This is a genomic window from Nonomuraea sp. NPDC004354 (assembly GCF_053602555.1).
Window position 1 is genome coordinate 256,638 of sequence record NZ_JBSGDV010000004.1, and the last position, 25,271, is coordinate 281,908.

Below are 25,271 nucleotides of genomic sequence, written 5' to 3' on the forward strand. Positions count from 1 at the left end.
TCGGCGACGCGGGCCAGGACTCGCCGGATGGCCTTGCCTACGGCGATCCCGGCCCGCCCCTGCCACTGGCGTCAGGCGGGTTGCGGCCACACGTCCGTTGATGGACTCTCTAAGATCATGAACGATCCTCAGCTCGTCGGACCCTACGTCATCGCGCGCCGCCTGGGCAGTGGCGGACAGGCCGTGGTGTACGAGGGGTACGGTGCGACCGGCGAGCGGGTAGCGATCAAGGTATTGCACTCCGAGGCGGGCCTGGGCAGGCCCGTCGCCAAGGAGATCGCGGCCGCGCGCCGGGTGGCGCCGTTCTGTACGGCCCGCGTTCTCGACGCCGATCTGGAAGGGGCGCGGCCGTATATCGTCAGCGAGTACGTCGACGGTCCAAGCCTTCGTGAGGCCGTCACCCGCGACGGCCCCTATTCCGGCGATGCTCTGCGCCGCCTGGCGATCGGGATCGCCACGGCGATGGCCGCCATCCATGACGCGGGAGTGGCCCACTGCGATCTCAAGCCGGACAATGTGCTGCTGGGCCCGGACGGGCCACGTGTGATCGATTTCGGTATCGCCCGCATCGTCGACAACTCGCTGACCGCCTCGCGCGGCATCATGGGCACGCCCGGATACATGGCTCCCGAGCTGTTCTCGGGCGGTCTGCCCACCGCCGCCGCTGACGTGTTCGCCTGGGGCGCGGTCATCGTCTATGCCGCCACGGGCACGGCGGCGTTCTCCGGACAGCATGTCGCCGCGGCCATCAACGGCGTGCTCCGCAAGGAAGTCGACCTGAGCGCGGTGGCCGAGCCGTTGAAGAGTCTGGTGTCCGCCACCCTTGCCAAGGACCCCGCAGCCCGGCCCACCGCACGCGAGTTACTGCTCGGCCTGGTCGGGGCGGCCGAGAACGGTGGCCTGCTCCAGGCCGGCAGCCGGGCGGCGGCCGAGGTTCGAGGGAGGACGGCCGACCCGCACCTCGGTGAGCAGGCCCAGCACGCCTTCGAGCGGCTGTCCCCGGACAAGCAGAGCGTGGCCGACCAGCCCTGCTGCGCATGGTCAACGGAGACGGCTCCCTGAGCAGTGTCGATCCCGATGAGCTGGGCCGAGCGACGATCGAGCCGGTCGTGTCCGCGCTGACCGCCGGTGGCGTGGTCCATGTGCGCGACGGCGACATATGCCTGGCCCATCCCGCGCTCGTCCAGGCCTGGCCCCGGCTACGCACACTGATCGCCGAGGAGGGCCCTGGGCTACCCGTCTACCAGCGGCTGCGTGAGGCCGCGCGGAACTGGAACGGGCACGGCCGCCGAGAGAGCGACCTGTACCAGGGAGTGGCGCTCGACCAGGCGACCGCCTGGGCCGCCGCCGGCCGCCGCCGCCTGCAGCTGGCCTCGGTGGAGCGGGCGTTCCTTTCCGGCAGCGCGGGACTGACCCAGCGACGGTTACGGCGCCGCCGCCTGATCTCGATGACGCTGGCCGTCCTGCTCGTCGCCACGGCGACGTTCGCCGGGCTGATGGAGCTCAGCCGTCGCGAGGTCCAGCGTCAACGCGATGACGCTGTGGCCAGGCAGCTGGCGGCCAGAGCGGAGACCCTGCGGGAGTCGGACCCCGCGGCCGCGCTGCTGCTGAGCGCCGCGGCCGCCACAACTGCCGATCTTCCCGATACGAGGAGGGCGCTGCTCGGGTCCCTGGCACAGCCGAGCCTGACCCGTGGGACCACGCGGGCCATAGGACTCGGCCAGGACGGCAGGTCGCTCGTCGAGATCAAGGACGGCGCCGCGGTGATCTCCGACGCCGTCACCGGGCGGACCCTCGCCCGGGTCCCTGGGGTCGAGCACAAGGTCAAGGTGCGGGTCGCCTTCCTGTCCACCGACCGGCGCTACCTGGCCACAGCCGAATGCAAGGACGCGTACTGCAACTACGGACCCGTGGTGACCATTCGGCGCACCGCGGACGGCGAACAGGTGGGCAGCCCCGTCGCGTGGGACGACGGCGTGCTGGATCGCAACGACCTGAGATTCGACGGCAGGGGCCGGCTGCTGCGCAAAGCCACATGCGGCAAGTCCGCCGTGTTCGCGGGGCCACGCCACCCGGGCACGATGGTCGGTTGTACAGCGGGGTCGTCCATCGGCATCTCGGACGCGGGTACCGGGCGGATCGTCTCCCTGGAGAAGATCGGGGGATCCGAGGACCGCTTCCGCTTCGCGCAGCTGAGCCCGGACGGGCGGCTGCTGGCCGTACAGCGGGACTCCATGAGCGTCGACGCGGACCCCCGGACCTACTTCGTCGACGTGTGGACGGTGCGCAAGGGAGTGCTCGGCCGGCATGTGGGCAGGGCCGCCTTCCCGCTGCATGAGACGCCGGTGATGAACTCCGGCGCGAACGAGTGCTGGCCGGAGCGGCTGGCCTTCGACGCCTCGGCGAAAGTGCTCGCAGGTGAGCTGTGCGGCCAGGTCGTCATCTGGGGACGGTCCACCAGCCTCGAACTGTCTCCCACGATGCCCGTCGCGGGACCCGAAGACCCTTGGCGGCCGATGGACGTCCTGCAGACGTTCGAGCATCCGGTCGGCTCCGCGATCGCCTTCAGCCCCGACGGCGACCTGTTCACCATGATGAGCGACGGCGAGGTGCGCATCGTGGACGCCCGCCCGCTCACGCGCCCCGGTTCACGCGTGGGTTCGGTCAAGTCGGCCGCTCTCAGCAACGACGGACGGCTGCTCGCCGTCATGGACGACTCCAAGCTACGGATCATGGAAGCGGACACCGGACGCGTTGTCCACGCGTTCCGCGAGCCATGGGTGAGTCCGGACTTCTCCGCCGTCATCCAGGGCATTTACCGGCCCCCGCTACGCTTCTCCCCCAATGGACGCCTGCTGGCGGTCCACGGTGACGGAGCCGAAGTCGTGCTGATCGACACAGCCGCCGGGAAGGTGCGCGCCAAGTACACGCTCGACCACGAACGTCCGATCTCCTCCTCCGGCAGCGGCGAGATCCTGGCTCTGGATTTCTCTCGGGACGGCTCATCGCTGGCCGCGGCCGTCGTCGTCGCCGACGAAGACTCGGCGGACAACGGCTTCAGCATTCGCGTATGGGACACCCGCACCGGCCGCCAGAGCGCGAAGGTGGATCAGGTGTTCGCCGAGACCCTGGCCTTCTCGCCGGACGGCGCGAGCGTCGTCGTCGGCCACCCGGACAACGGGGTCTGCGTGATGGACCTGGCGACGGAACCGACCTGCCAGCGCACGGAAGCCTCGGGCTTCCGCATGCCAGGCTATTCGACGGAGAACCTCGGATTCACTCCCGACGGCCGGCACGCCCTGCTCCGGGTGGCCGACGGTTCTGTGACGCTGTGGGATCCTGCACTACGGCAACCGTCCGGGCCGGTGATGCGGGGCCACACCGAGGCCTGGATCGCCACGGCGGCCTTCAGCCCCGACGGTAAGACCCTGGCCACAGGCGGCTACGATAACACGGTCCGGCTGTGGGACGTCGGCACCGGAACTCCGATCGGGCCTGCTTTCCAGCATGACGGCGACGTGCTGGCCGTCGCGTTCGGCGACGGCGGCCGGGCGCTGCGCAGTGTCGACGCCTCCGGCGGTGTTCACACCTACCCGCTCAGCCTCAAGCAGGCGTTGACCGCGGTGTGCGCCAAGGCGGGGCGAACGCCGTACCCGGCCGAACGTGGCCTCTACGGCCTGCCCTCCGGGAGCGGGTGCGACGAGCCGGCTGCGGGTGCGGAGCAGTAGCCAGTGTGCGCCGTGGTCGCGCAGGGGTGAAACGGCTCGCGCTGGGTGAGCGCATGTACGTTGAGTTACCTCATCGCCTGCCGCTCTCGGGAGCCCGTCCGGCGCGGCGGATCCCTCTTGAGAGGGATGGGGCAGTTCACTCGCCTCGGCGATGTCCGTAAGGCCGCGCGAAACCAGGATGGGGGAGGTCATCGCAGCTAAGGAGTCAACGAGATGAACCCCCGCATCGCCTTCGTCGCCGCCCCCGTCCTCACCTTCACCTACGGCGTGATCCGCATCCTGGACGGCCTGGACGGCAGCCGTGGTCCCGGGCTCGCCTGGACAACCGGGCACCTGGCCTTCATCGGTGCTCTGGTGTTCTTCGCCATGACCTTCCATGAGATGCGGAGGCTGGCCGGTCGTGGACGGCTGGCCAGCGGGCTGGCCTTCGCCGGATATGTCGGTATCGCCACGCTGATCGCCCAGTTCGCCATCGACATCGTCATCGGGTTCCGGTCAGCCGACCACGCCGCGATGGGCGTGCTGTTCGACCAGGTGCAGGCGGTTCCCGGGGTCCAGCAGGTGATCTACGACTTCGGGCCGCCGCTCTTCTTCGTCGCCCAGATCGGCCTGGTACTCCGGCTTGCGGTCCAGCGCCGCGTCAAGGCCTGGACGCCCGTCCTGGTGATCGTTGATGTCCTGGTGCCGTTCGTGGAGAAGGACCTCATGCCGCTGGGCGCCGCCTTCCTGTTGATCTCCTACCTGGCGCTGGCCCGGGTGTCCCGCGCGTCGCGTCTGGCTGAGGCCCGGCACCGCGTGGTCGAGCCTGCCGTACCGGCTTCTGTGTGATGAATGGAGAATGCCGGGTCGCGTCCCTCCTCAAGCGGGTGCGTGCCGTCCCGGCACGCCGGCTCGAACGGGCCGCGGAACGCGAGCGGGCGCGCATCGCCAGGGACATGCACGACGTCCTCGCCCACGCGGTCAGCCTCATGGTCGTCCAGGCCGAAGCCGGGCCGGTCGTGGTGCGCGGCGATCCCGACCGGGCCGAGGCCACGTTCGACGCGGTCGCCGCCTCGGCGCCGCTCGGGGTCGCTCGGGGTCGCGGCATGAGGAGTTCGCGCGTCGTCATCGCCGACGACCGGGAACTCGTCCGGGCCGGGTTCGCATGATCCTCGACGCCCAGCAGAACCCCGGGTCGGCCGGCCTCTCACTTGTGGTGAATGCGGAGCCGGTTTCCCAGCCAGCGGGTGACCGGCGGCAGGGTGCTCAGGCGCAGGGGTACGTCTCGTTTCAGCAGGTCGAGCCAGCTGGCGGGGGCGTGGGTTCCGCTGTTGCGGCGGCCCATCGCCTGGCGTTCCTCCACCTCCGGACGCAGCCGGGCCTCCCAGTCGCGCAGGGCGGTGGGCAGGTCGCCGGGCTGCCGCTGGAGGGCCGTCCCGAGTTCGTAGGCTCCCGCGACAGCCAGCGAGGAGCCGTAGCCCGCGAAGAGGGTGACACACCAGGCGGCGTCCCCGAGAAGCACCACCCGCCCGTCGCTCCACCGGCCGGCGACGATCTGGCTGACGCTGTCGAAGTAGAGCCGGTCGGCGGTCAGTTTCCGGATCACGTCCGGCGCGGTCCAGGGGATGTCATGGAAGACCTCCGCCAGGGCCCGCAGCGGATCCTTGGCCAGTTCGGCGGCCGGGTCGGGGGTGCCGTAGGTGAAGAAGGCCGCGGTCCTGCCGGGGCCGAGGTTGGCGATCGTGAACAGGTGGCCGATCCGGGTGACGGTGGTGAAAGCGCGTTCGGGCGCGCCGTCAGGAAGGTGATCCAGCGTCGTGGCGGCGATGACGTGCCCGAGGTCGCGGCGGAACCGGTTCTCCGGGCCGAAGACCAGCTCGCGCACCTTCGAGTGCAGCCCGTCGGCGCCCACCAGCAGGTCGGCCTCGACCGTGGTGCCGTCGTCGAGTTCGACGCGGACGCCGCCGGCGTGCTGCTCCACCGCGGTAAGCGTGGTCCCGAACCTGATCGGCACGTTCTCCTCGACCTGCTCGTACAGTGCCGCCTCGATGTCGCCGCGCATCAGCGTGAGGCCGCGCTCCCCGAGCAGGGTCCGCACCGTATGGTTCGGGACGGTGAAGCGGTGCCGGCCATCAGGCTTGAGGTAGGCCATGGCGACCGCGCCAGAACAGCGCTCGCGCAGCGCGGGCAGGACGCCCATGCGCTCGGCGGCGTCGTAGCCACGCCCGAAGAACGCCACCACGTACCCGCCTGTTCTGCGGGCCGGAGCCCGCTCGACCACCAGCGGTTCCCAGCCGATCTGGCGCAGCCGCAGCGCGGCGGCGAGCCCGGCGATTCCTGCTCCGACGATGACGGCCTTTCCTGCCATGTTCCTCAGCCTCCTCGTAAGAATGAGCATGTGCTCATATAGCATGAGCACATGCTCATTCTTTGTAAAGACGGTTCCGGTAGATTGGCTGGTCATGTCACCGCGTGGTGTTGCGATCCCTGACGTACGACAGCAGCTCTTCAACGCGGCCGAGCGCGTGCTGCTGCGCGAGGGCCCGTCCGGCCTGACTGGACGCGCCATCACCAAGGAGGCCGGGTGCGCCACCGGCCTGCTCTACAACCACTTCGCCGACCTGGACAGCTTCCTGGCCGCGCTGCTCCTCGATCGCGCGGCCCGGACGGGCGAGAGCCTGGCCGGCCTGCCTGGGCTGGCGGGCACGGGCCGCGTGGTGGACAACCTCCTGGACGCCGTCGAGACGTTGTTCGCGAGCAACCTGCTCGCCCTCGCCGGGCTCGTCATGGCCAGGCCGTCCCTCATTCCCCGGCTGGGCGACGCACTCGCCGACGGCACCTTGCACATGGATTCCGGCGAGCGCGCCTTCGCCGCCTACCTCCGCGCCGAACGCGAACACGGCCGCGTCCAGGCCGAAGCCGACGTGGACTCGCTCGCACTCGCCCTGGTGGGGACCGCGCACCATCTCGTGCTGAGCCACACTCCCGACCTGCGCCGGCGCATGCACAGGGTGACCACGGCCCTGATCGCGGGCGTCCAACCGACGATCTAGCGAGGCGCGGACCTGGCGCAGGCGTGGAGGCCCGGCGCAGCCGCAGAGCCAGGTTCGCTCCCTGGCATCGCGGCCCCGTGAGGAGCAGGCTCCAACGCGGCGATCGAACGGATTTGAGAGGGCTTTAACCACGTGAGTGGTTGGATCCGCCACATCGCCGAAAGGATTCGAGACATGAGCAAGCACGTACTCGAACCGGAAGCGCAGGAGATCGCGGATGCCACCGCGAACCCGCCCTTCCTCTATGAACTCGGACCTGAGGGTGCCCGCAAGGTACTCGACGATATTCAGTCCGCTCCGATCGACAAGCAGCCCGTCGCCGGCGACAAGTGGATCACCGTTCCGGCGGAGGTCGGAGATGTCCAGGTGCGCATCATCAAGCCTGAAGGGACGACCGGCCTCCTGCCGGTGATCCTCTACATCCATGGCGGCGGGTGGATCCTCGGCAACTCGGCCACGCACGACCGGCTTGTCCGCGAACTTGCCAACGGCGCGCGGGCGGCCCTGGTCTTCGTCGAGTACGACCGCTCCCCGGAGGCGCGCTATCCCGTCGCCATCGAGCAGGCGTACGCGACCGCGCAGTGGATCATCAAGAACGGCGCCGGCGAAGGGCTCGACGCCAGCCGCATGGCAGTCGCCGGCGACTCGGTCGGCGGCAACATGACCGCCGCGGTGGCGATCATGGCCAAGCAGCGCGGTGACGTGCGGTTCGTGCACCAGTCGCTCTATTACCCCGTCACCGACGCGGCGCAGGACACCGACAGCTACCGCGAGTTCGCCGACGGGCCGTTCCTCACCGCGAGGGCGATGGCCTGGTTCTGGGACGCGTACATCCCGGGCGATGGAGCGCAGCGCAAAGAGATCACCGCGTCACCGTTGCGCGCCTCCCTGGAGGAACTCGCGGGCCTCCCGCCGGCGCTGGTCATCGTCGACCAGAACGACGTCCTCAGGGACGAGGGCGAGGCTTACGCCGCCAAACTCACTCAGGCCGGTGTTCCCACAGCGTGCGTCCGGTACAACGGCATCATCCACGACTTCATGATGCTGAACCCGGTGCGTTCCACCCAGGCCACCACAGCGGCCATCGACCAGGCTGTCCACGTGCTGCGCAAGGCACTCGGCACGCTTTGACACTCCCGTGACGTGTCGGGGGAAGACCGTCCTTCTGCGATGAGTTTCGGCCCGGGCGTTCGGGGATGAGCCAGGCTGCTTGGAACTGATAACGCGAGCGGAGCGTGTTTGCCGAGGTCGCGGTGCGCTCTTTCATCTGCGGCACGGTCTGGACGCCCTGAGCCGGCTGCCGTCCACCGAGGATTCGTGACTCACCGACACGCTGCCGGTGGCGGGGACGGCCGCATCGCCCACTGCGACAAGTCCGGTTCGGCCGGCCTCCATTGCATGATGCTGCCTTCGATCCCGCAGCATCCTGCCACCCGTCGATCTTCAAACTGCCCGTCACCCCCGCCATCCTTGAACGAAACATCCAGCGCGAATGAATCCTTCTGGGGGAAGCGGAAATGAAGAAGATGATCAGCAGGGTCTTGGCGGTAGTCGCGCTGGCTGGCGCGACGTTCATGGGTGCGAGCAGTGCGCACGCCGCGGCGGACTTCTCCGATGTCATCGTGTGCGTGCGGTCGACGGCGGAGTTCGCGGACGGTTCGGTGCTCTCCTGCACAAACGTCTGGTAGACGGTCTCGTTCCATCGGATTGGGGTGTGGGCGCGGTTCGCCTCACCCCAATTCCGTTGCTCTGACGAAATGCGGCCAGGCTGAACCAGGGGTGAACGCACCGCGAAAGCCGGAGTGGAAATCCAGATCTACCTCCCATTCCGAAATCGGGCTTCACATGACCACCTGACCCGAGGTGGGGCACCCCGCACGATGACCAGCGGGCATCTCCCCGAGGGGAACGCCGTCTTTGCCGGTGCGCCGGACGATGATGTCCATCACCCCGCCAGCTGCGCGGGTCCAGCCCGTCGACATCCTGCCCCGAAGCAGGGCGATACCGGTCGCGCCGCCGACAGCGTGCGGTTTGTGAGGGGCGCGTTGGAGGGTGAGGCGGTCCGCGTCACCTATCCCTTATCACCTATCACCCGGAGGAACGGGTCAATGTCCCAACCTGTCTTTTCGTCGGATCGTGCGCGGCCACGCCGGCTGCGTACGGTCACAGCTTCGGCGCTGGCCGTGAGTATGACCGTGGCCGCGGCGTTCCCCGCTGCCGCCGCGGCCACGCCGTACGCGGACTGGAGCGGCACCACGGCGCAGCGCGCTCAGCTACAGCAGTTGGCACGGAACCTGGTGGACGCCGGGGCGCCCGGTGTGGTCGTGCGGGTCGACGACGGCCGCGGCCGGCCGATCGAGATCGCCGAGCAGGCCACCTGGACCAGACGGGATCACCTGCTCAAGGTGGGAGACGAGTTCCGGATGGGGTCCCACACCCAGACCGTGATGGCCACGCTCGTGCTGCGGCTGGTCGCCGAGGGCAAGCTCGCTCTGACCGACCCGGTGGAGAAGTGGCTGCCTGGCAAGGTGCCAGGCGGCAAGGCGATCACGTTGCGCATGCTGCTGAACCACACCAGCGGCCTGTTCGACTACACCGATGACGCCGCGCTCCTGCCGTCGATCCTCGGCAAGGATCGGCGGCGGTGGACCTCGGCGAAGCTGCTCGCCGTGGGGGTGAAGCACGATCCGCTGTTCGCGCCGGGCACGAAGTGGTCGTACAGCAACACCAACTACGCCGCGGTCGGCGCCGTCCTGGAGCGGGTCACCGGGGCGAGCCTGGCCGATCTGGTCCGGGATCGGATCGCCCGACCGCTCGACCTCAAGCACACCTACTTCGCCACGGACTCCACCTGGCGCGGCTCCCATGCGCACGGCTACGAACCGGATGCCGCCCACATGCCGCAGACCGTGCCGGCCAAATTCCGGCACTTCGCCGGGGCGCGCCACCACGGTCACGTGGACGTCTCCGACAATGACCCCGGGTGGAGCGGGGCGGCCGGGGCGCTGGTGTCCACCACACGGGACTGGTCCCGGTTCTACACCGCGTTGATGTCCGGCAAGCTGCTGCCCGCCGCCCAGCTGGCACAGCTGCGCGCCACTGTGCCGAGGGACCCGCAGCAGCCGGACGGGCCCGGCTACGGACTCGGCATCCAGACCGGTACGAGCCCGTGCGGCACGTTCTGGGGTCACGAAGGCGGCATCCCCGGCTACCTCAGCATCAGTATCACCGACCGCACCGGCACCCGCTCGGCGACCGTCCTCATGTCGACGGAGGTCCAGGCCGAGTTCGGGGCCGACCCGAAGATCGCCGAGGCCGCCCCGGCGCTCCAGACGGCCGTGGCCTGCGCGATGTTCGGCCAGCCCGTGCCGACCACGGCTTCCGCCAACTGACCGGTGCGGTGGTGATCGGCCTGCATGACCCGCGCCGCCGACCGGTGGACGCCGCACTCCCCCGCCACGGCGTCGGACTCTCCCGGTCACTGGCGAGCGCTCCACGCGCCCAGCTCACCATCGCAAGGCACCAAGCCGCGCCGCAGCCCCTGACCGGCTGCAGACAGCGACAGACCGACATGTCCACCATGCCGCGAAGACGAAGATCGGAGCTTGAACGACAAGCCAAGAGTCGCATGTTTGCGGCGTCCGGCGGCGGGCAGGCGGCGGCTGTCTGCCCCGGGCGGGGTTCTCCCCGAGGCTTCGTCCGGAGCAGGCCGGGCAGGGGCACCTGCCGGGAGAAGCGTCTCCCGACGGCCACGGCGCGGGAGACGACGGGACTCGCAGTCGAGCACTACGGATCGACACCAGACGCCACGCGCGCCCGCGGCGTAGGGATACCAGAAACCACCCCGCGGTTTCGAACGGCTGGCCCCGACCCCTTACACCGACCGGCACACCAGCACCCTGTTCCTGGGCACCTGCAACGCCGACGACGTGGCCGCCCGCCTGTCGATCAGCGTCCAGCACATGCGCCGGCTGGCGACAGGCACGTCCTTCAACAGGATCCGTGAGGAACTGCGGCGCGACATCGCCGTGGACCGCGGTGGCGAGTCCATCGACGAGCTCTCCCATCGGCTCGGGTTCTCCGAGCCGAGCGCACCTTCACGCGCTGGGTCGGGCGTTCGCCGGGCGCGTACCGCCACAGCCTCCCGTGACCGCGGCGGCCGTCAGGCGTCGAAGCGCCCGCGGGCAGCCTCGATGTGCGCCAGGTACCGCTGGGTCCAGTCGCACATCCCGTCAGCCACCGATCGCAGAGCCCTGCCCGGCTCGGTGAGGGTGTACTCCACCCGCGGCGGCACGGTGGGATGCACCTCGCGCTCGACCAGGCCGTTGCGCTCCAGCATGCGAAGGTTCTGGGTGAGCATCTTGTGGCTGATGCCCTCGATCTCCTGCCGCAGCTCGCTGAAGCGCAGGGTGCGCTCGCCGAGGGCCTCGATGATGAGGAGCGCCCACTTGTTGGCGACATCCGAGAAGATCTCCCGCGCCAGGGAGTCCGCGCGTCTGAGGTCCGCGGCCTCGGGTGAGCTTCCGTACTGCTTGGTCACCATCGGGTTCCCCAGTCACTGAAAGGTGCGTTCTTCCATGTCAGAGAACACTCTCTTACGGTTCCTGAGTAACCACAAGTGACTACGAAAGCAGGCGTCATGGCCATCACTCTGGTGAACCCCGACGGATTGCCCACGATCGACGTTTACCGGCAGGTGGCGATCGCGTCCGGGACGAAGCTGGTCTTCATCGCCGGGCAGGTCGCCTGGGACGCGGAACCGGAGCTCGCAGCGCAGGTCGAGCAGTGCTACCTCAACATCGGCACTGCCCTGGCCGAGGTCGGCGGTTCCTTCTCCGATGTGGCGAGACTGACCGTGTACGTCGTCGACTGGACTCCTGACAAGATGCCGGCTCTGCTGGAGGGGATCTCCCGGGCGGCCGGAAGGCTCGGGATCACTCCCGTTCCCCCGGCCACTCTTGTGGGTGTCGCGGCGCTGGACATCCCCGACCATCTGGTCGAGATAGAAGCCACCGCGATCCTCGACTGAACTGGCGTAGCTACGCAGGCACCCGCCGGGCCGGCCAACCAGCCTTCCCACCGGCATCGAACTCTTCGTCGACGGCGGCCTGGCGCAGGTGTGAGCCCGATCGGCCGGAGCCGGCTCGGCTGAGCACAGGGCGGCATGTCCACACGGTTTCTAGGTGGGCAACTCCGTCCCGGCCTGCTCGGCGATCATGTACGCGGCATACCAGCTGGGCCAGTCCGCGTCCGGTTCGCCGGTGCGCTTCTCGTGCTCACCGTGGGCGGCCTCGGCCCGCCGCAGTGCCTCGGCCAGTTCGCCCGCGGAGGTGTAGGAGGCGGGAGCCGGGTCCACGCGCCCGGGCAGGCGGGTCGTGACCTCCTGCATGACCCAGGTGTTGCCGTCGGGGTCGCTGAAAGTGGCGAGGGAGTTGTAGGTGCGGCGCTCCGGATCCAGGCCGTCGGCCTGCCCGTCCGGGGTGCGGTGGAAGATCTCGCCGACGTCGACGCCGGCCGCGACCAGCGCCCGCCTGGCGGTCTCGATGTCGGAGACGATCACGTACGCCCTGGCCGAGCCGGGCGCGGCCGAGGTGATGTTCTCCCCGAAGTGCACCGAGCCCGGCGAACCCGGCGGCGTGAACTGCTCGACCCCGGGCGGCGTGACGTCCTGCCTCCAGCCGATCCTGCGGTAGAACTCCGTCGCCCGCTCGACGTCAGAGACGGGCAGGACGATCACCTCGATCTTCATGTCGAAGCTGCCGACGCCGACATCTGTCGTGCTCATCGCTATCTCCTTGGTGGCGATCTTTACCAGGACCAGGGGGCCTTGGGGTCGAACGGGATGCCGCCGGGCTTGGCTCGTTCGAGCTGGGCCTTCATGGAAGCCGCGCCGATCTCGAGGCGGGCGTCGCCGAAGGCGGAGTGGTGCACGAACGCGTTCCGGAAACTGACATCTCCGCTGGAAGTACCCGGGTAGCCGTTCCAGCCGATCAGGCGCGGGTAAAACCATCCGCCGGTGTGGTTCTCCACCGCGTCATCGGCTGCGTTGGCGAAGCGGAGAGGCGGAGCACCTCCTGCCGACCCGGTCCGGGCCGGGGCCGATGCCGCGTTCCAGGTAGGCACCGGCGACGTGGGCGTTGTCGATCCCGGCGCGCTTGAGCACGGCGTCGACGCCTTCCCGTGCCCGGTCGAGGGCGTCCGGATCCGTGGCGTCCACACGCATCGCGGTGACCGCCGGGACGGGCCGGGCCCGCGCAGGGTCCCGAGGAGCTTGCCTGGTACCAGAACGTGGCTGCACTCCCCACCAGGGGCGAACGTCACACCGGCGCCAGGACCATGGCCGCGCCCAGGAGGACCGCGACGCAACCTCGGCGGGACCGTAGTCGAAGGACCGGCTTCGTCGCGGTGGCGTCGGCTGAACAGCATGCGACGCTCCGCGGCACCAGGACGTGGGCCGAACGACTCGGATGTGAGGGACCAATTGCTCTTCGAACGGTCCCCGCTGACCGTCACTGTGGAGAGGCGGGGAGTGTGCACCCGGGGCGAGGAGGGTTGGCGCTGTCCAGGCCGCTGCCCGATCTGCGTCTCGACGGGTCGTGCTGGAGGCCGCGGCTTCCTGGGTGTGCTCGGTGGGGCCGCCATGGGCGTCACCTGGGCGACGCTCACCGCCCTGGCGATGGTCCGGCTAGGGGGAGGACATGAAGATCAAGAACGTGATGTCCACGCCGGTGGTCGTGGTGCCGCCGTACACGGCGGTGTGTGATGTCGCCCGGCAGATGGACCATTCCGGAGTCGGCAGCGTCGTCGTCAGCGACGGACAGGAGGTCATCGGCATCGTGACCGACCGCGACCTGGTGCTGCGGGTGCTCGGGCAGGGAGGGGACGGCCAGGCGCAGGTGCGGGAGGTCATGACCAGGGATCCGGCCACCGTGCGACCTGACGACGACCTGGACGTGGCGGTCGAGATGTTCCGACGGAGCGCGTTCCGCCGGCTGCCCGTGGTGGAGGCAGGCACGGTGATCGGACTCCTGAGCGTGGACGACCTGCTGCTGCGGGTCAACCAGCTCACAGCCGACCTGCTCCGGCCGCTGGCCAGGCAGATCAGCACGCCCGGGCACTTCCAGGAAGGCTAGCGCGGTTACCACGAACGTTCACCGGCTTGAGTGATCAGGCCGCTCGGGCGAGCGGCCGTGTACCGCGTCAAAACCCACCGCATAGAGCTGACCTGGTGGTTCACCCGCGTTGACCATCCGGCTCGGCCACCCCAGGGTCATGGATGCGTGGTGCGCACCGGCGGGTCGGCCGTGCGTGGAGGCCGGCAGACCGCACTCCAGCTCGAAGGCTTCACCGTTGCGCGCGGCCTGACGAAGCCCGGACCGGAAGCTCTCGGCCAGGCCCTTGGTCTTGAAGGTGGACGACTTCTCGCGGTTATCGACCCGCCCAGCGCACGGTGTGGGAGACGATGCGCGGTTTCTTGCCCTGACCGAGGCGGGCCTGCCCGACGTTCGGACAGGTCCGCCCGGTTCTGGCTCGGGAACCCTTACGGGATCACGAACCCCTGTACGGCTGCGATGGGAAGTGGCTAACACGAAGCCTTGCCCAGCTTGAACCCGGCGTTGTAGCCGTGATCGTATGCCGCGTCTTGCAGCTCAGGGGCGAGCCCCTGTCGGGGCTGTTGGCCCTTGCATGAGGCTTGCCCTTCGGTGTATCCCTCGTTGAAGCCGCGCGAGCACAACGTCCTGAGCTCGCCGTTGAAGTTGCGGGTGCACGTGGGCGGCGCGACCTTCAAGGTCGCCGTGATGTGACTGTCGCCGGCGCTCACGGACGTCGGAACGACCGAGGCTTGCGAGACAGCGACCGTCCCGAACACGAGGGCGGGGATCAGCGGACTGGCGATGAGCAGACATTTTCCGCGCATCTTCGTCTCCTTCCTGATGAAGCCATCTCGAAGACCGCGACTTCATCCGGGGAAATGGCGCTGGGATGGCTCGGGAGAGCCGATCCTCGTGAAGGCGAACCTTCCTTGGGAATTTCTGCTTCCTTAGCCTCTCAGCGGAGGACATCTGGCTGTGGCCCCTGATTTTCGTCGCCGCCCATTGGCGATGTTTTCCGACATCGCATGCCGGCTGGGGCGACGCACTACCTCCAGCATGGGATTCGGCTTTTCTGCGTGTCCAGGCACTTGACCTCAATCTGAGCACGGTTTTTCCTGTTGCCCGCAGATTTCCGAGATCTTAACTGAACACGAAGGGACCTGCCTGTTTGCGCCAGGCTTCAGGGGGACAGCAGAGCCGCCGGGGACAGTCAAAACATGGCTTGAGTTTTGTCGTTTTGTAGGGCGGCACACGGGACGAAAGCCGATCTGGCACCAGCGGCTGAATCGCCCCGCTCTCCACATCGAGGAACCGCTATCTCCTCCACAGGTGCCAGGTGGCGAGCACGACCAGCGCCGTGAAGCCCGACGTGAGCGCGCCGCCCTCCCCGATGAACCAGCCGGAGTGCTCCGTGGCGGCGGTCATGGCTCCGGCGACGAAGTAGATCGATGCGTTGAGGGTGGCGTGCAGGACCAGGACCGGCCAGATGCTCCCGGTGCGCAGCCGCAGCCACACCAGCGGATAGGCGAGAGCCACTGCCTCCACCATGAACCACAGCAGCGCGTACGGCGTGGAGACGCCCTTCTCGATCCCGCCCGGCACGAAGAGCATCAGAGGGAAGTGGGACACCCCCCAGGCCAGACCGACGATGAGGGCCGTGGCGTCGATGCTCCTGGTCGCCGACAGCCGGACGGCCAGCAGGCAACTCCAGCCGACCTGTTCACCGAAGGACAACAGCATGTACGGCACGACGCCGGGAACCAGCCCGAGCAGAACGCCCAGGGCTGGGTGAAGCCCGACGGTCTCGGCCAGGTTGCCTGGGTCGAAGCGCGCGGCGCCGGTCAGCCATGCCACGCCGTACCCCAGCCCGACACCCAGCACGGGTATCGCCCAGGCCAGGCCGATCGTCCTCCAGGGTGCCCGGCGCAAGCCCCAGTCGAAGCCGCGCAGGCCGTGCCCGCCCGCCAGCCAGGCCACGAGCCCGGCGATGCCCGGCATGAACCCGCCGCTGAAGACCGCGATCCGCGCGGCGATCGGCGCCTGGCCGAGCCGGTTCAGGTCGAGTCCTTGGGACACGGCGAAGGCCAATGAGGGAAGCACGAGCGCGGGCAGCACGAGCGCGAAGACCGTGAGCTGCCGCCGTATCACAGCGCGTTCTGATGGGGAGGATGTCGTTGTACGCACGGCGGCAGTACATCCGCCCGGCGGTCCCGATCTCCCAGACCTGTGGTCCTGTCATGGTCCCGCATTCGTTGTCCGGATGGTGCGGGATATTTGACCATGTGGGAATGCGTATTCATCGGTGGCCGTGGCTGATTCCGGTCGCTTCGTCGGCGGCCATCCTCGCCGGCGCTGTCCTGACCACCGCGGTTCCCGCCCCGGATGTCACATACCTGGTGCTCGACGCCGTGGTCGGCCTGACCTTCCCCCTCGTCGGGGTGCTGATCGTCACGCGCAGACCGCGCAACCCGCTCGGTTGGCTGTTCTGCCTCAGCGGTGCGGGGCTGGCCATGCAGGCGCTGGCGGGCGGCTACGCCGTGTACGGCGAGGCGCACGGGTGGCCCGCGACCGGCTTCGCGGCCTGGGTGATGAACTGGGTGTTCTTCACCGGTTTCGGACCGCTCTTCCTGGTGCCGACCTTGCTGCCCGATGGCCGGCCGCCGTCCCCGCGGTGGCGGTGGCCGATCGGCGCGCTGGTCCTGGCGATCGCCGTGCTCCAGGTCATGCTGATGTTCAGGGACCGGATCTGGGTCTGGGGCAGCGAGGAGCCCAACCCGTTCGGTTTCGTGCCGACGGACGTCGCCGCGGCCTTCTTCGAAGCCGTGATCATCGCGATGTCCGTTGCCGGCGTGGTCGCGCTGGCCATCCGGGTCCGCTCCGCCGATGACCGGCGCCAGCTCCTCCCCGTACTCGCCGCGGCCGTCGCCGTCGCCGTCGCCGTGATCGTCGACACGGTGCCTCCGGACGGCCTGCCGCTGCTCGGGGCGTGGCTTCACGTTCTGACCCTGCCGCTGCTCCCCGCCGCCACAGCGGTCGCGATCTTCCGCTATCGGCTCTTCGACATCGAGGTGCTGATCCGCCGTACCGTCGTCTACGTCGCGGTCACGTGCCTGCTGCTCGGCGCCTACCTGGCGACGGTCACCACGTTCGACACGTTGCTGCGGCGGGACGCGGGAGTGCTGGAACCGCTGCTGGGCACGGCGGTGGTGGCGGTGGCGTTCGCCCCGGTCCGCGACGCGGTGCAGCGGGCCGTGGCCCGCCTGCTCTTCGGCAGTCGTGGCGAGCCCGCGGCGGCGCTGTCCCGTCTCGGCCAGCGGCTGGAGGTGTCGGCCGATCCGACACGGCTGCTCGACGGCGCCGCGGAGACCGTGGCGCACACGCTCCGGCTTCCTTCGGTCGCCGTGCTCGCCGCCGACGGCACGCCCGTCTCCGTCGTCGGGGGCGTCCCGGAACACGGGGTACGGCTGCCGCTGCTGAGCGGCGGTCACCGGGAAGGGGAGCTGCGAGCTGCCCCGCGCTCGCCCGGTGAGGCCCTGTCCAGGCTCGACCTGGCCGTTCTCGACGATCTCGCCCCGCACCTGGCGGTGGCCCTCGCCGCGGTACGCCTGGCCGGGGAGGTGCAGTCCTCGCGCGAGCACCTGGTCATCGCGCGTGAGGAGGAACGCCGCCGTCTGCGCCGCGACCTGCACGACGGCCTCGGTCCCGGCCTGGCCGCCATCTGCGTGCGGCTGGATCTGATCCGGTTCACCGCGCCCCCTGACCTGCATGAGCAGCTGGGGGAGGTACGGCAGCTCACCCACGACCTCGTCGTCGACATCCGCCGGATCGTGGACGATCTGCGGCCCCCTGCGCTGGACGAACTCGGCCTTGGCGGCGCGTTGGAGGATCTCGTGCTCGACATGGCACCGGACCTCGACGGCGCTCCGGCGGTCGCGGTCAGGCTTCCGATGCCGCTCCCGGTCCTCCCTGCGGCGGTGGAGGCGGCCGCGTACCGGATCAGCCAGGAGGCGCTGGCCAACGCGCTACGGCACGCGGACGCGTCGAACGTGGAGATCATGGTGCGGGCCGAACCTGGGCGGCTGTTCCTCGAGATCCGCGACGACGGCCGCGGCCTGCCCGCTCCGGTCGTCGAGGGAGTGGGATCGGGCAGTATACGGGAGCGTGCCGCCGAGCTCGGTGGCCTGTTGCGAAGGACGTCCAGCCCGGGAAAGGGCACGATCGTAGAGGCGGTGCTTCCCCTATGAGCTCCATGCCCACCGGTGAACCTGCGAGCTCCGCGCCGGCCGGTGAACCGATCCGCGTGCTGCTCGTGGACGACCACCCGCTGTTCCGGCACGGCCTGAGGGCGCTGCTGGAGCAGGTCGGCGGTGCCGAGGTGGTGGGCGAGGCCGGGGACGGTGAGGAGGCGATCACGCTCGCCCTGTCACTGAGCCCGGACGTCGTCGTCATGGACCTGGTGATGCCGGGGGTCACCGGGATCGAGGCGACCCGGCGGCTGATCGACCAGCGGCCCGATCTTGGCGTGCTCGTGTTGACGATGAGCGAGGACGACGCGTCGGTCTTCGCCGCGTTGCGCGCCGGAGCCCGTGGTTACGTCCTCAAGGGCACGGACGGGCACGACTTCATCGCCGCCGTCCGGGCCGTCGCCAGAGGAGAGGCCGTGTACGGCCCTGCGGTGGCCCGTCGTATCCGGCGGTTCCTCACCACGGGCCCGGAGAGCGGTCCCTTCCCGGAGCTGACCCACAGGGAGCGGGAGATCCTCGACCTGCTCGCCTCGGGGAAGACCAACGCCGAGATCGCCCGGCAGCTCTTCCTCAGCCAGAAGACCGTCAAGAACCACCTCACCTCCGTTTTCGCGAAGCTGCAGGTGGCCGACCGCGCGCAGGCGGTGGTTCGCGCCCGTCGCGCCGGACTGGGCGAGTGACCGTCGCGCCGGCCTACGCGAGTAACCGTCGCCCGTCGCGCCCGCTGGGTGAGTAGGACGCCATGCGCGACCACGGCCGGGTGGACAGCCGCCCGTCGCGCGGCCGTATCAGCTCTCCTCGGTCTTCCGCCACAGGCGGCTGGTCGCGGCCACGGTGATCACCAGTCCGCCGACGGTCAGCACGCCCGACTCGCCGACCAGCCACGGAGACGCGCCTTGCGAGGCGGTCATCGCCTGGGCGACGAAGTACGTGGCGGCGTTGAGCGAGGAGTGGAAGACCAGCAAGGGCCAGATACTGCGGGTCCGCAGCCGCCACCACACCATGGGGAACGCGAGTGCGATCGTCGACGCCGTGAACACGGCAAGGGCGAAGGGCGTCGGTACTCCGTCCGGGACGGCTCCCGGAACGAAGAGCATCAGGGGGAAGTGGAACAGCGACCAGGCGATGCCGACGATGACGGCCGTGAGATCGCGGCTCCTGGTAGTGGCGAGGCGAACCGTCAGCAGGCTGCTCCAGCCGATCTGCTCACCGAGCGCCAGCACCATGAACGGCACGACCCCGGGGAGCAGCCCGAGCAGCACGCCCGCCGCCGGCGGAAGTCCGGTCGCCTCGGTCAGGTTGGCGGGGTCGAAGCGGGCGGCTCCAGTCAGCCAGCTCGCGCCGTACGAGAAGAGGACCCCCGCCACGGGTATCGCCCACGCCAGGAGAAGCACGCTCCAGGAGACGCGGCGGAAGCCCCAGTCGAGGGTGCGCACGCCTCCGCTGAGCGCTGAGGCCACCAACGCCGCCAGGGCCGGCATGAACGCCTGCCCGTAGATGGCGATCTGGGCCGCGATCGGCGCCTGGCCGACCTGGTTGATGTCGAGCCCCTGGGACACGGCGAAAGCGACGAGAGGCAGGTCGATGGCCGTCAGCGTGATCCCGAAGAGCAGGATCGGCCGGAGGCCGGTTCGGGTGGTCGTGTTCATGGCCGACAGTCCACCTGCCGGGCGGTCCCACCCGCCTGAGAGCACGGTCCCCTCCGAGTCCCTGTGCGGTCCCGGAACCGGCTACAGGTCAGCGATCAGCCGGCGGCGCGTCCGGCGGAGGCCGGTCCGCCGGGGTGGCAAGCCCTTCGACGTCCATCCGCGCCAGGACCCGCCGAACGTCTTCCACGTCCACGCCCGCGATGGCCGCCAGTTCCTCCACCGGGTACGGCCCGGCGCCGTGGCGGTCGACGAACGAACGGATCGCCCGGAAGGTCACCAGATCGGCCGTTCCCGCGGCCAACGACTCCAGCTCCTTGAGCGCCAGATCCAGCCACACGACATCCTCGCCGGCCTGCACGCGTCGCTCACGCTCGCGGCGCATGGTCGCCAGCAGCCCGGCGGTGTCGTAGGCGATCTCGGTGAGGATCCGGTCGCGCTCGACCTCGTCCACACCCTCATGCTGCGCCTGCTCAGCATGAGGTGTCCACCGCCAAGCCGGACAAGATCATCATCCGCGCCCACCACGCCGCCCTGGACGCCCACCCCACCCCCGGCGGCGGCCTGACCATCGCCATCATGTTCGCCGGGAGCCGGTCACCATCGCCCGCCGGGGCGTGCCAGCGGGGCGTGGGCACGGGAGCGCAGCGGGCCTTCGCGGACGAGGGTCCCGCGTGGAGTCGGTGGCCGACGTGCGTCGTGACGGGCGGCGGCCTTCTTGCAGGTGCCGACCTGTTCACGAAGGATCAGGGCACGTAGGTCACCTCGGGGAAGCGCGGCGCGGGCCCGTGCAGCAGGCGGCCGTCCAGCCCACGCAGGTGCCGGTCGAAGAAGGCGGCGGGATAGGCACGCTGCACGGCCAGGCCGCGCTCGGTAACCACGGCTGGCCAGCTCCTCGACCACGACCGTGGAGTCAGCCCGGAAGGGCAGGCCCGCGCCCGGGCCGTCACATCGGCCGCTGCCGTCGGTGCGCGGACGGAGACCTCCTCGGGGACGGCCGCGCCTGACCATGTCAGTGCTCGCGGAGGAAGCCGCGCAGGAGGCGAAGGTAGGTTGCGGTTTGCTCGTGGGCGATCCCGTGGCCGGCGTTCGCGACCTCGGCGAGGCGGGCGCCGGGGATCGTGTCGCGGTACTCGGCGGCGACGTGGGGTTTGATGTAGTCGCAGGTGCCGCGCATGATGAGCGCGGGTACGTGGAGCCGGCGCAGTCGGGGGCGGGGGTCGGGGACGCGCATGGCGTCGGCGACGGTGAACTGGTTGGCGTAGAAGCCGGGGCGGTTGCCGTGCGTCGGGGCGGGCGGGCCGTCCGGGCAGGTGGTGGCGTCCTTGCCGATGAGCAGCAGTTCGCGCATCCGCCAGTCGGCCTCGCGGTCGGGGACGAGAGCGTGCGCGGCGGCCGGGCCGTTCTCCAGCAGGAGGGACAGAGCGATCATGCGCGGGCTCCCGAGGAGGTCGTCGCGGCGGCGGGCCTGGTCGGGTGTGAGGCGGTTCCACGGCTCGCCGATGTCGCCGGCGCCGGGTGCCCAGAGCGCGCCGGGGGAGACGAAGACCGCCTTGGCCACCCGGCCCGGGTGGGCGGCCAGATACTGGGCGGTCAGCGTGGCCCCCCACGACCTGCCGACGAGGATCATCTTGGGCGCGCCGATGACCTGCCTGATCGCCTCGAGATCGGCCACCTGGCGGGCGACGGTGTAGCCGGTGACGTCGGCGAGGCGGCTGGAGCGGCCCGCGCCGACCTGGTCGTAGGCGTAGACGTCGAAGCCGTCCGCGGCCAGTTCCTCCGCCCCTTCCGGCAGGCCCTCGCCCGCGGTGCCCGGTCCGCCGTGCAGGAAGATCACGGGGTACGGCTCGGCGCCGCCCTTCCGGTGCGTGTAGGCGATGCGGGAGCCGGTGGGCAGCTCCCAGTACCTGACGTACGCGGGAGCGGCCGGGGCGAGCGGCGTCGGTAACGGCCGGAAGACGAGCAGCCAGGCGCTCACCGCGGCCAGTGCGGTGACCGTGACCGCGAACCAGACGGCGGCGCGCCCGGCCGAGCGCGTCAGCAGTCGCATCGACGGCCGGCCCAGCAGAAAGGCGACCAGCAGGCAGACCAGGACTGCCGCCGCGCACAGCATGGGGATGACGGCGGTGACGGAGGCGAGCGCGAGAAAGGAGAACGCGGCGGCGGCCACGGCCAGGAGGGCGGCGATCAGGCCGGCCAGCAGGCCCGCCGTGCGGCGAACAAAGGTGAGCATGCCGCCAAAGATCCTCTTGTGAGGTGTGTGCGGCATCGGGAGCGACCCCGGCCCTCGCCCCGGATTCCGGGCGGATGCTCCTCCTGCGGACCCACTACTTTCGTCCTGGAAACGTGGCGAACCGGGTGCGTGTCGCGGGCGCCCTGGTGGTGCACGAGGACAAGCGGCTCGGCCGCGGCATCATGATGGGTAGAAGTGCATGACGACGGCGAGCCCCACGAAGTGGATGATCACCACGAAGGTGATCAGGAAGATGAACACGAACTTGGCCGGGCCGTGCTCGAAGTGCTTACCCTCCTTCAGGGGAGGCAGCTTGGCCTGCCGCTCAGCGATGCGCTCCTCCAAAGGCTTGCGGTAAAACACGGGTGTCCTCCAGGGGTCAGCCGACCGATAGGTTTGCGTGCAGGTTATTGGTGGGCTATTAGTTTGTACACAAAGTAACCTACCAGGGAATGGAGGAGGAAACCTCATATGGAGCCTGTGACAGGCGTAACAGACCTGCTGGCGCTGGATCGGCAGGTGTGCTTCGCCTTGAGCATCGCCTCGCGCAGCGTCATCGGGCTGTATCGGCCACTGCTGCAGCCGCTGGGTCTGACTCATCCGCAGTACCTGGCCATGCTCGCGCTCTGGCAGTACGAGCCTCTGTCGGTCAAGGAGCTGGGAGAGCTGCTTCAGCTCGATCCGGGCACCTTGTCTCCGCTGCTCAAGCGGCTTCAGGCCCTCGGCTACATCCATCGCGAGCGCAACAGCAAGGATGAGCGTGCCCTGGCGCTGACCCTGACTCCAGCCGGTAAGGAGCTACGAGCCGAAGCGGAGAAGATCCCACCCGCCATCGTGGCACGTCTCGGCATGGACATCGAAGAGTTGCAGCACCTGCACCAGTCGTTGATGCGAGTGATCGCGGCAGCACGCGGCGCCGACGAGCCCAAGCCGCACGATTCCTGACCGTTCCACGTCATTCGTCCAGGTCGAGCGACACGCCCATACTCCCTGAGGACACCGGTCACGCCGGCGGACGTCGAGCCGGGTGATCCGCGGTGGTGCCGCTCCGGCGACGGCTCAGCACCGCGGCGATGGGAATGGCGGCGGCCAGGCCGCTCAGCAGGACGGCCGCGAGCGCTCCAAGGACGGCCGGTTCGTCGCCGAAGGCGAGGCCGACCGCGGCGAGCGCCGGTCCCACGTTGCGCACCGCGGTGACTCCCCCCATGGTGGTACGGAGTGCCCGCGGCCCGGTGGCCATGGCCGTGCCGAGGCCGAAGGCGATGGCGGAGAAGACGAAGCCCGCGAGCGGGCTGAGTGAGCCGATCAGCGCGACGACGTCCCGCCAGTTGCCCAGGAGCATGCCGGCCAGCACGACGAGGAAGGTCACGTTCGACGCTCCGACCGCCACGGGATGCCATGACAGGGCTGTGGGCGACGCGTAGTGGCGCACCGTCAACCCGACGGCGAACGGCACGAGCTGGAGGACCGCCACGGTCAGCATCAGTGCCGGGACGTCCAGTGCGACTCCACCGCCCACGCCGGCCGCCTTGAGCATCACGTTCGCCGTGGGACCGAAGGTGATGCTGCCGACGGCGGCCAGCAGGACCTGCATCGCCGCACCTGCGACCACGTCGCCCTTCTGCACCATGCCGAGTTTCGCGCCGAGCGGCCCACCCGGTGAGGACGCGATCAGGAGCAGCGCGATGTACGCCGCCGTGGGCAGGCCGAACAGGGCGGCGAGGCCCCAGCCGAGGAGCGGGACGGCGACCAGGTTGGCCAGGAGGACCAGCACCAGCAGCAGGACATTCGCGAACACGGCGCGCAGGGCCGACAGTGTCGCTCCGAGACCGGCGGCGAACATGGTGGCCGCGATGAAGACGACGGTGACGGCGTTGAACAGCAGCTGCAGCGTGTCCATATGGATCCCCGGTCGTCGGGCCAGAACGGCGTCACCATGCTCAGTCCGTGAGGTCGCCGAGCCAGCGCAGTGCGGTCAGCCCTGGCATGAAGCAGTATTCGCCGCCTCGCGTGACCACGAACCGCGGTGTGGAGAGCAGCCGCCGCCGTACGGGACGCCGGGGAATGGTGAAGTCGCCGGAGCCGTCGGTGGAGCCGATGACAGGGTCCTTCGCGTCACCCGCGCCGAAGAAGACGCCGTCGTTCATCCATTCGGACTGGACGAACTCGAACTGCCGCCCGAGATGCGCTCCGACGAAGGCGAACATCAGCCCGCGGTCGGCCCCGTCGTCCTCCAGGACGCCCTCGGGCAGCGGCGGCCCGTACGCGGTGCCGCGCCTGATCATGCGATGCAGCCTCGGCACCCCGGCCACCCTCGCGTCACGAGGATTGCCCCGGCGGATGTGGCAGCCGCCGGGAGTGGTGAAACCTGCCGGATCGTCCTGCTCGAACAGGAAGATGTTGTTGCGCGTCCGGTCGGCGCCGAGGCCGGGGTCGTCGTGTCGCGGGCTGAGCGCCAGCGGAGCGCCGCTGCGCCAGCGTCCCATGAGCTTCGCGGCCAGCAGTTCCTCGTCTTCAGGCCCGGTGGCGTTGTCCTTCAGGTATCGCCGGAACAGGGCCACGCGCTGGTGGAGCTTGCGGAAGACCACGTAGGTGCCGTTGCGTCCGAGGACATCGGGTTGCGGGGTCTGGATGCCGCCGAGCTCGTCGCGATAGCCGAGCACGAACTCCCCCGCCTTGAGCGGCGCTTCCAACGGGTTCGAGCCGGCGATGCCGCTGCCCTCGACGGCGGGATGGCTGATGCCGTCGCGGTAGCCGAAAGGTTCGGTCTCGGTGGGCAGCGCGTGGCAGTTCTGCCGCCAGATCGCCGTCACTCCGGGCAGGGCCTCGTAGGCCGGGCGAGCACGGTCGATGGCGGCCTCCAGCCGTGCGCTGTCGGGCGCGAGCGCCACCAGCACCACGTGGACGTCGGGTGTGCCGAGCGGCGACTCCCAGTTGTCGGGGCTGCTCTCGCCGACGTCGCCCAGCACGGTGGCCCGTGCGGCCATCCCCTGCCGGAACTCCCAGGCGAAGGTGTCCAGCCACTTCTGAGGGACACCGAGCGCTTTGAGACCGTGGTAGGTGAGCGCGACGCTGACCCAGGTCTCGCCCAACGGGCTGACCGTGTCGGCGGCCGAGGTCACCACGGCGCTCACGCGCCGCATCAGCTCCCGCCCATGGTCGCGGTCGTCGATGCGGAACAGGATGTAGGTCGCCGCGTACGGCGTCGGCCGGGGGCTGAGGACCCCGCGCTGGATGTCGTCGAGCTCGAGCTTGACCTGGGTGTCCTCGCTCACCGGAACCCGCCTCCTCGTA

At 69.6% G+C, this 25,271-nt stretch carries 28 protein-coding genes; 14 read left to right on the forward strand and 14 right to left on the reverse strand.

The genetic code is table 11. The features are described from left to right. The first annotated feature begins 27 nt into the window (after positions 1-27). The 4 genes from ACWENQ_RS15985 (at position 28) to ACWENQ_RS16000 (ending at position 4,876) form a co-directional block, all read left to right on the forward strand. Complete coding sequence (locus ACWENQ_RS15985) at positions 28-1,062, forward strand: serine/threonine-protein kinase (RefSeq protein WP_452414751.1); 1,035 nt, start codon at positions 28-30, stop codon at positions 1,060-1,062. Then, positions 1,038-3,728, forward strand: coding sequence for a WD40 repeat domain-containing protein (locus ACWENQ_RS15990; RefSeq protein ID WP_452414753.1), 2,691 nt, complete (start codon positions 1,038-1,040; stop codon positions 3,726-3,728). The genes ACWENQ_RS15985 and ACWENQ_RS15990 overlap by 25 nt, the downstream gene beginning before the upstream one ends. Positions 3,729-3,941: 213 nt before the next feature. Then, positions 3,942-4,556: a hypothetical protein gene (locus tag ACWENQ_RS15995; RefSeq protein ID WP_452414754.1), complete on the forward strand. Its 615-nt coding sequence runs from the start codon at positions 3,942-3,944 to the stop codon at positions 4,554-4,556. Between the two features lie 38 nt (positions 4,557-4,594). After that, the gene (locus ACWENQ_RS16000) at positions 4,595-4,876 is read left to right on the forward strand and encodes a histidine kinase (RefSeq protein WP_449919179.1); all 282 of its coding nucleotides are present in this window, start codon (positions 4,595-4,597) and stop codon (positions 4,874-4,876) included. Positions 4,877-4,914: 38 nt separating this feature from the next. On the opposite strand, the gene ACWENQ_RS16005 is transcribed toward ACWENQ_RS16000, so the two are convergent. After that, positions 4,915-6,075: an FAD-dependent monooxygenase gene (locus ACWENQ_RS16005; protein ID WP_452414755.1), complete on the reverse strand. Its 1,161-nt coding sequence runs from the start codon at positions 6,073-6,075 to the stop codon at positions 4,915-4,917. Between the two features lie 94 nt (positions 6,076-6,169). Here ACWENQ_RS16005 and ACWENQ_RS16010 point away from each other — a divergent pair, with 94 nt between their 5' ends. The 4 genes from ACWENQ_RS16010 (at position 6,170) to ACWENQ_RS16025 (ending at position 10,152) form a co-directional block, all read left to right on the forward strand. Further along, positions 6,170-6,760, forward strand: coding sequence for a TetR family transcriptional regulator (locus ACWENQ_RS16010; RefSeq protein WP_449919174.1), 591 nt, complete (start codon positions 6,170-6,172; stop codon positions 6,758-6,760). 132 nt (positions 6,761-6,892) lie between these two features. After that, positions 6,893-7,891 (forward strand): alpha/beta hydrolase, encoded by a 999-nt coding sequence (locus ACWENQ_RS16015; protein WP_452414756.1) that lies wholly within the window; start codon positions 6,893-6,895, stop codon positions 7,889-7,891. Between the two features lie 386 nt (positions 7,892-8,277). Beyond that, positions 8,278-8,448: a hypothetical protein gene (locus tag ACWENQ_RS16020; protein ID WP_449919168.1), complete on the forward strand. Its 171-nt coding sequence runs from the start codon at positions 8,278-8,280 to the stop codon at positions 8,446-8,448. Positions 8,449-8,949: 501 nt separating this feature from the next. After that, on the forward strand, positions 8,950-10,152 hold the full coding sequence (locus ACWENQ_RS16025) for a serine hydrolase domain-containing protein (RefSeq protein WP_452415023.1): 1,203 nt from the start codon (positions 8,950-8,952) through the stop codon (positions 10,150-10,152). 770 nt (positions 10,153-10,922) lie between these two features. Here ACWENQ_RS16025 and ACWENQ_RS16030 read toward each other — a convergent pair. Continuing rightward, positions 10,923-11,303 carry a winged helix-turn-helix transcriptional regulator gene (locus tag ACWENQ_RS16030; RefSeq protein ID WP_452414757.1) on the reverse strand — a complete coding sequence of 127 codons (381 nt, stop codon included), beginning with the start codon at positions 11,301-11,303 and terminating at the stop codon, positions 10,923-10,925. A gap of 96 nt (positions 11,304-11,399) precedes the next feature. Here ACWENQ_RS16030 and ACWENQ_RS16035 point away from each other — a divergent pair, with 96 nt between their 5' ends. Next, the gene (locus ACWENQ_RS16035; RefSeq protein ID WP_452414758.1) at positions 11,400-11,789 is read left to right on the forward strand and encodes a RidA family protein; all 390 of its coding nucleotides are present in this window, start codon (positions 11,400-11,402) and stop codon (positions 11,787-11,789) included. A 150-nt stretch (positions 11,790-11,939) separates the two neighbouring features. On the opposite strand, the gene ACWENQ_RS16040 is transcribed toward ACWENQ_RS16035, so the two are convergent. From ACWENQ_RS16040 to ACWENQ_RS16050, 3 genes are read right to left on the reverse strand one after another with little or no spacing between them, the layout of a single operon-like run. Then, positions 11,940-12,545 carry a VOC family protein gene (locus tag ACWENQ_RS16040; protein ID WP_452414760.1) on the reverse strand — a complete coding sequence of 202 codons (606 nt, stop codon included), beginning with the start codon at positions 12,543-12,545 and terminating at the stop codon, positions 11,940-11,942. A gap of 23 nt (positions 12,546-12,568) precedes the next feature. Continuing rightward, entirely contained in the window at positions 12,569-12,790 is a 222-nt protein-coding gene (locus tag ACWENQ_RS16045; protein WP_452414761.1) for a hypothetical protein, read from the reverse strand. Positions 12,791-12,794: 4 nt separating this feature from the next. Further along, entirely contained in the window at positions 12,795-12,983 is a 189-nt protein-coding gene (locus ACWENQ_RS16050; RefSeq protein ID WP_449919157.1) for a hypothetical protein, read from the reverse strand. A gap of 475 nt (positions 12,984-13,458) precedes the next feature. Between ACWENQ_RS16050 and ACWENQ_RS16055 the strand changes: the two genes are divergently transcribed. Next, on the forward strand, positions 13,459-13,893 hold the full coding sequence (locus ACWENQ_RS16055; protein ID WP_449919154.1) for a CBS domain-containing protein: 435 nt from the start codon (positions 13,459-13,461) through the stop codon (positions 13,891-13,893). A gap of 449 nt (positions 13,894-14,342) precedes the next feature. On the opposite strand, the gene ACWENQ_RS16060 is transcribed toward ACWENQ_RS16055, so the two are convergent. After that, a complete protein-coding gene (locus tag ACWENQ_RS16060) occupies positions 14,343-14,678 on the reverse strand; it encodes a hypothetical protein (protein ID WP_449919147.1) in 336 nt (111 codons plus the stop codon). 490 nt (positions 14,679-15,168) lie between these two features. Continuing rightward, the gene (locus ACWENQ_RS16065) at positions 15,169-16,002 is read right to left on the reverse strand and encodes a CPBP family intramembrane glutamic endopeptidase (RefSeq protein WP_452414763.1); all 834 of its coding nucleotides are present in this window, start codon (positions 16,000-16,002) and stop codon (positions 15,169-15,171) included. Positions 16,003-16,142: 140 nt separating this feature from the next. On the opposite strand from ACWENQ_RS16065, the gene ACWENQ_RS16070 reads away from it, so the two are divergent. Beyond that, the gene (locus ACWENQ_RS16070; RefSeq protein WP_452414765.1) at positions 16,143-18,098 is read left to right on the forward strand and encodes a sensor histidine kinase; all 1,956 of its coding nucleotides are present in this window, start codon (positions 16,143-16,145) and stop codon (positions 18,096-18,098) included. Further along, positions 18,095-18,778, forward strand: a complete 684-nt coding sequence (locus ACWENQ_RS16075; protein ID WP_452414767.1) for a response regulator — start codon at positions 18,095-18,097, stop codon at positions 18,776-18,778. The genes ACWENQ_RS16070 and ACWENQ_RS16075 overlap by 4 nt, the downstream gene beginning before the upstream one ends. A 108-nt stretch (positions 18,779-18,886) precedes the next feature. Here the strand turns inward: ACWENQ_RS16075 and ACWENQ_RS16080 are convergent, their stop codons facing one another. Beyond that, positions 18,887-19,747: a CPBP family intramembrane glutamic endopeptidase gene (locus ACWENQ_RS16080; RefSeq protein WP_354908296.1), complete on the reverse strand. Its 861-nt coding sequence runs from the start codon at positions 19,745-19,747 to the stop codon at positions 18,887-18,889. Between the two features lie 88 nt (positions 19,748-19,835). Then, the gene (locus tag ACWENQ_RS16085) at positions 19,836-20,198 is read right to left on the reverse strand and encodes a hypothetical protein (RefSeq protein ID WP_452414769.1); all 363 of its coding nucleotides are present in this window, start codon (positions 20,196-20,198) and stop codon (positions 19,836-19,838) included. Between the two features lie 29 nt (positions 20,199-20,227). Here ACWENQ_RS16085 and ACWENQ_RS16090 point away from each other — a divergent pair, with 29 nt between their 5' ends. Further along, complete coding sequence (locus ACWENQ_RS16090; protein WP_452414771.1) at positions 20,228-20,503, forward strand: hypothetical protein; 276 nt, start codon at positions 20,228-20,230, stop codon at positions 20,501-20,503. Here ACWENQ_RS16090 and ACWENQ_RS16095 read toward each other — a convergent pair. The 3 genes from ACWENQ_RS16095 to ACWENQ_RS16105 form a co-directional block, all read right to left on the reverse strand. Beyond that, entirely contained in the window at positions 20,491-20,625 is a 135-nt protein-coding gene (locus ACWENQ_RS16095; RefSeq protein WP_452414773.1) for a hypothetical protein, read from the reverse strand. The genes ACWENQ_RS16090 and ACWENQ_RS16095 overlap by 13 nt on opposite strands. A gap of 131 nt (positions 20,626-20,756) precedes the next feature. Beyond that, a complete protein-coding gene (locus ACWENQ_RS16100) occupies positions 20,757-21,977 on the reverse strand; it encodes an alpha/beta fold hydrolase (RefSeq protein ID WP_452414774.1) in 1,221 nt (406 codons plus the stop codon). A gap of 180 nt (positions 21,978-22,157) precedes the next feature. Then, on the reverse strand, positions 22,158-22,340 hold the full coding sequence (locus ACWENQ_RS16105; RefSeq protein ID WP_354908293.1) for a hypothetical protein: 183 nt from the start codon (positions 22,338-22,340) through the stop codon (positions 22,158-22,160). 108 nt (positions 22,341-22,448) lie between these two features. Between ACWENQ_RS16105 and ACWENQ_RS16110 the strand changes: the two genes are divergently transcribed. Continuing rightward, positions 22,449-22,922: a MarR family winged helix-turn-helix transcriptional regulator gene (locus ACWENQ_RS16110; RefSeq protein ID WP_452414776.1), complete on the forward strand. Its 474-nt coding sequence runs from the start codon at positions 22,449-22,451 to the stop codon at positions 22,920-22,922. Between the two features lie 58 nt (positions 22,923-22,980). Here the strand turns inward: ACWENQ_RS16110 and ACWENQ_RS16115 are convergent, their stop codons facing one another. Together ACWENQ_RS16115 and ACWENQ_RS16120 are read right to left on the reverse strand one after the other, a co-directional pair. Then, positions 22,981-23,877, reverse strand: coding sequence for a bile acid:sodium symporter family protein (locus ACWENQ_RS16115; RefSeq protein WP_449919134.1), 897 nt, complete (start codon positions 23,875-23,877; stop codon positions 22,981-22,983). A gap of 40 nt (positions 23,878-23,917) precedes the next feature. Next, entirely contained in the window at positions 23,918-25,252 is a 1,335-nt protein-coding gene (locus ACWENQ_RS16120; protein WP_452414777.1) for a Dyp-type peroxidase, read from the reverse strand. Positions 25,253-25,271: the final 19 nt, after the last annotated feature.

What these genes read in the sequence shown, in the direction of transcription:
- ACWENQ_RS16050 (WP_449919157.1), bottom strand. Translation starts at nt 12,983, where the DNA reads ATGCGTGTGGACGCCACGGATCCGGACGCCCTCGACCGGGCACGGGAA.
- ACWENQ_RS16060 (WP_449919147.1), bottom strand. Translation starts at nt 14,678, where the DNA reads ATGCGCGGAAAATGTCTGCTCATCGCCAGTCCGCTGATCCCCGCCCTC.
- ACWENQ_RS16030 (WP_452414757.1), bottom strand. Translation starts at nt 11,303, where the DNA reads ATGGTGACCAAGCAGTACGGAAGCTCACCCGAGGCCGCGGACCTCAGA.
- ACWENQ_RS16035 (WP_452414758.1), top strand. Translation starts at nt 11,400, where the DNA reads ATGGCCATCACTCTGGTGAACCCCGACGGATTGCCCACGATCGACGTT.
- ACWENQ_RS16070 (WP_452414765.1), top strand. Translation starts at nt 16,143, where the DNA reads ATGCGTATTCATCGGTGGCCGTGGCTGATTCCGGTCGCTTCGTCGGCG.
- ACWENQ_RS16040 (WP_452414760.1), bottom strand. Translation starts at nt 12,545, where the DNA reads ATGAGCACGACAGATGTCGGCGTCGGCAGCTTCGACATGAAGATCGAG.
- ACWENQ_RS15990 (WP_452414753.1), top strand. Translation starts at nt 1,038, where the DNA reads ATGGTCAACGGAGACGGCTCCCTGAGCAGTGTCGATCCCGATGAGCTG.
- ACWENQ_RS16010 (WP_449919174.1), top strand. Translation starts at nt 6,170, where the DNA reads ATGTCACCGCGTGGTGTTGCGATCCCTGACGTACGACAGCAGCTCTTC.
- ACWENQ_RS15985 (WP_452414751.1), top strand. Translation starts at nt 28, where the DNA reads ATGGCCTTGCCTACGGCGATCCCGGCCCGCCCCTGCCACTGGCGTCAG.
- ACWENQ_RS16100 (WP_452414774.1), bottom strand. Translation starts at nt 21,977, where the DNA reads ATGCTCACCTTTGTTCGCCGCACGGCGGGCCTGCTGGCCGGCCTGATC.
- ACWENQ_RS16115 (WP_449919134.1), bottom strand. Translation starts at nt 23,877, where the DNA reads ATGGACACGCTGCAGCTGCTGTTCAACGCCGTCACCGTCGTCTTCATC.
- ACWENQ_RS16020 (WP_449919168.1), top strand. Translation starts at nt 8,278, where the DNA reads ATGAAGAAGATGATCAGCAGGGTCTTGGCGGTAGTCGCGCTGGCTGGC.
- ACWENQ_RS16005 (WP_452414755.1), bottom strand. Translation starts at nt 6,075, where the DNA reads ATGGCAGGAAAGGCCGTCATCGTCGGAGCAGGAATCGCCGGGCTCGCC.
- ACWENQ_RS16075 (WP_452414767.1), top strand. Translation starts at nt 18,095, where the DNA reads ATGAGCTCCATGCCCACCGGTGAACCTGCGAGCTCCGCGCCGGCCGGT.
- ACWENQ_RS16110 (WP_452414776.1), top strand. Translation starts at nt 22,449, where the DNA reads ATGGAGCCTGTGACAGGCGTAACAGACCTGCTGGCGCTGGATCGGCAG.
- ACWENQ_RS15995 (WP_452414754.1), top strand. Translation starts at nt 3,942, where the DNA reads ATGAACCCCCGCATCGCCTTCGTCGCCGCCCCCGTCCTCACCTTCACC.
- ACWENQ_RS16080 (WP_354908296.1), bottom strand. Translation starts at nt 19,747, where the DNA reads ATGAACACGACCACCCGAACCGGCCTCCGGCCGATCCTGCTCTTCGGG.
- ACWENQ_RS16025 (WP_452415023.1), top strand. Translation starts at nt 8,950, where the DNA reads ATGACCGTGGCCGCGGCGTTCCCCGCTGCCGCCGCGGCCACGCCGTAC.
- ACWENQ_RS16055 (WP_449919154.1), top strand. Translation starts at nt 13,459, where the DNA reads ATGAAGATCAAGAACGTGATGTCCACGCCGGTGGTCGTGGTGCCGCCG.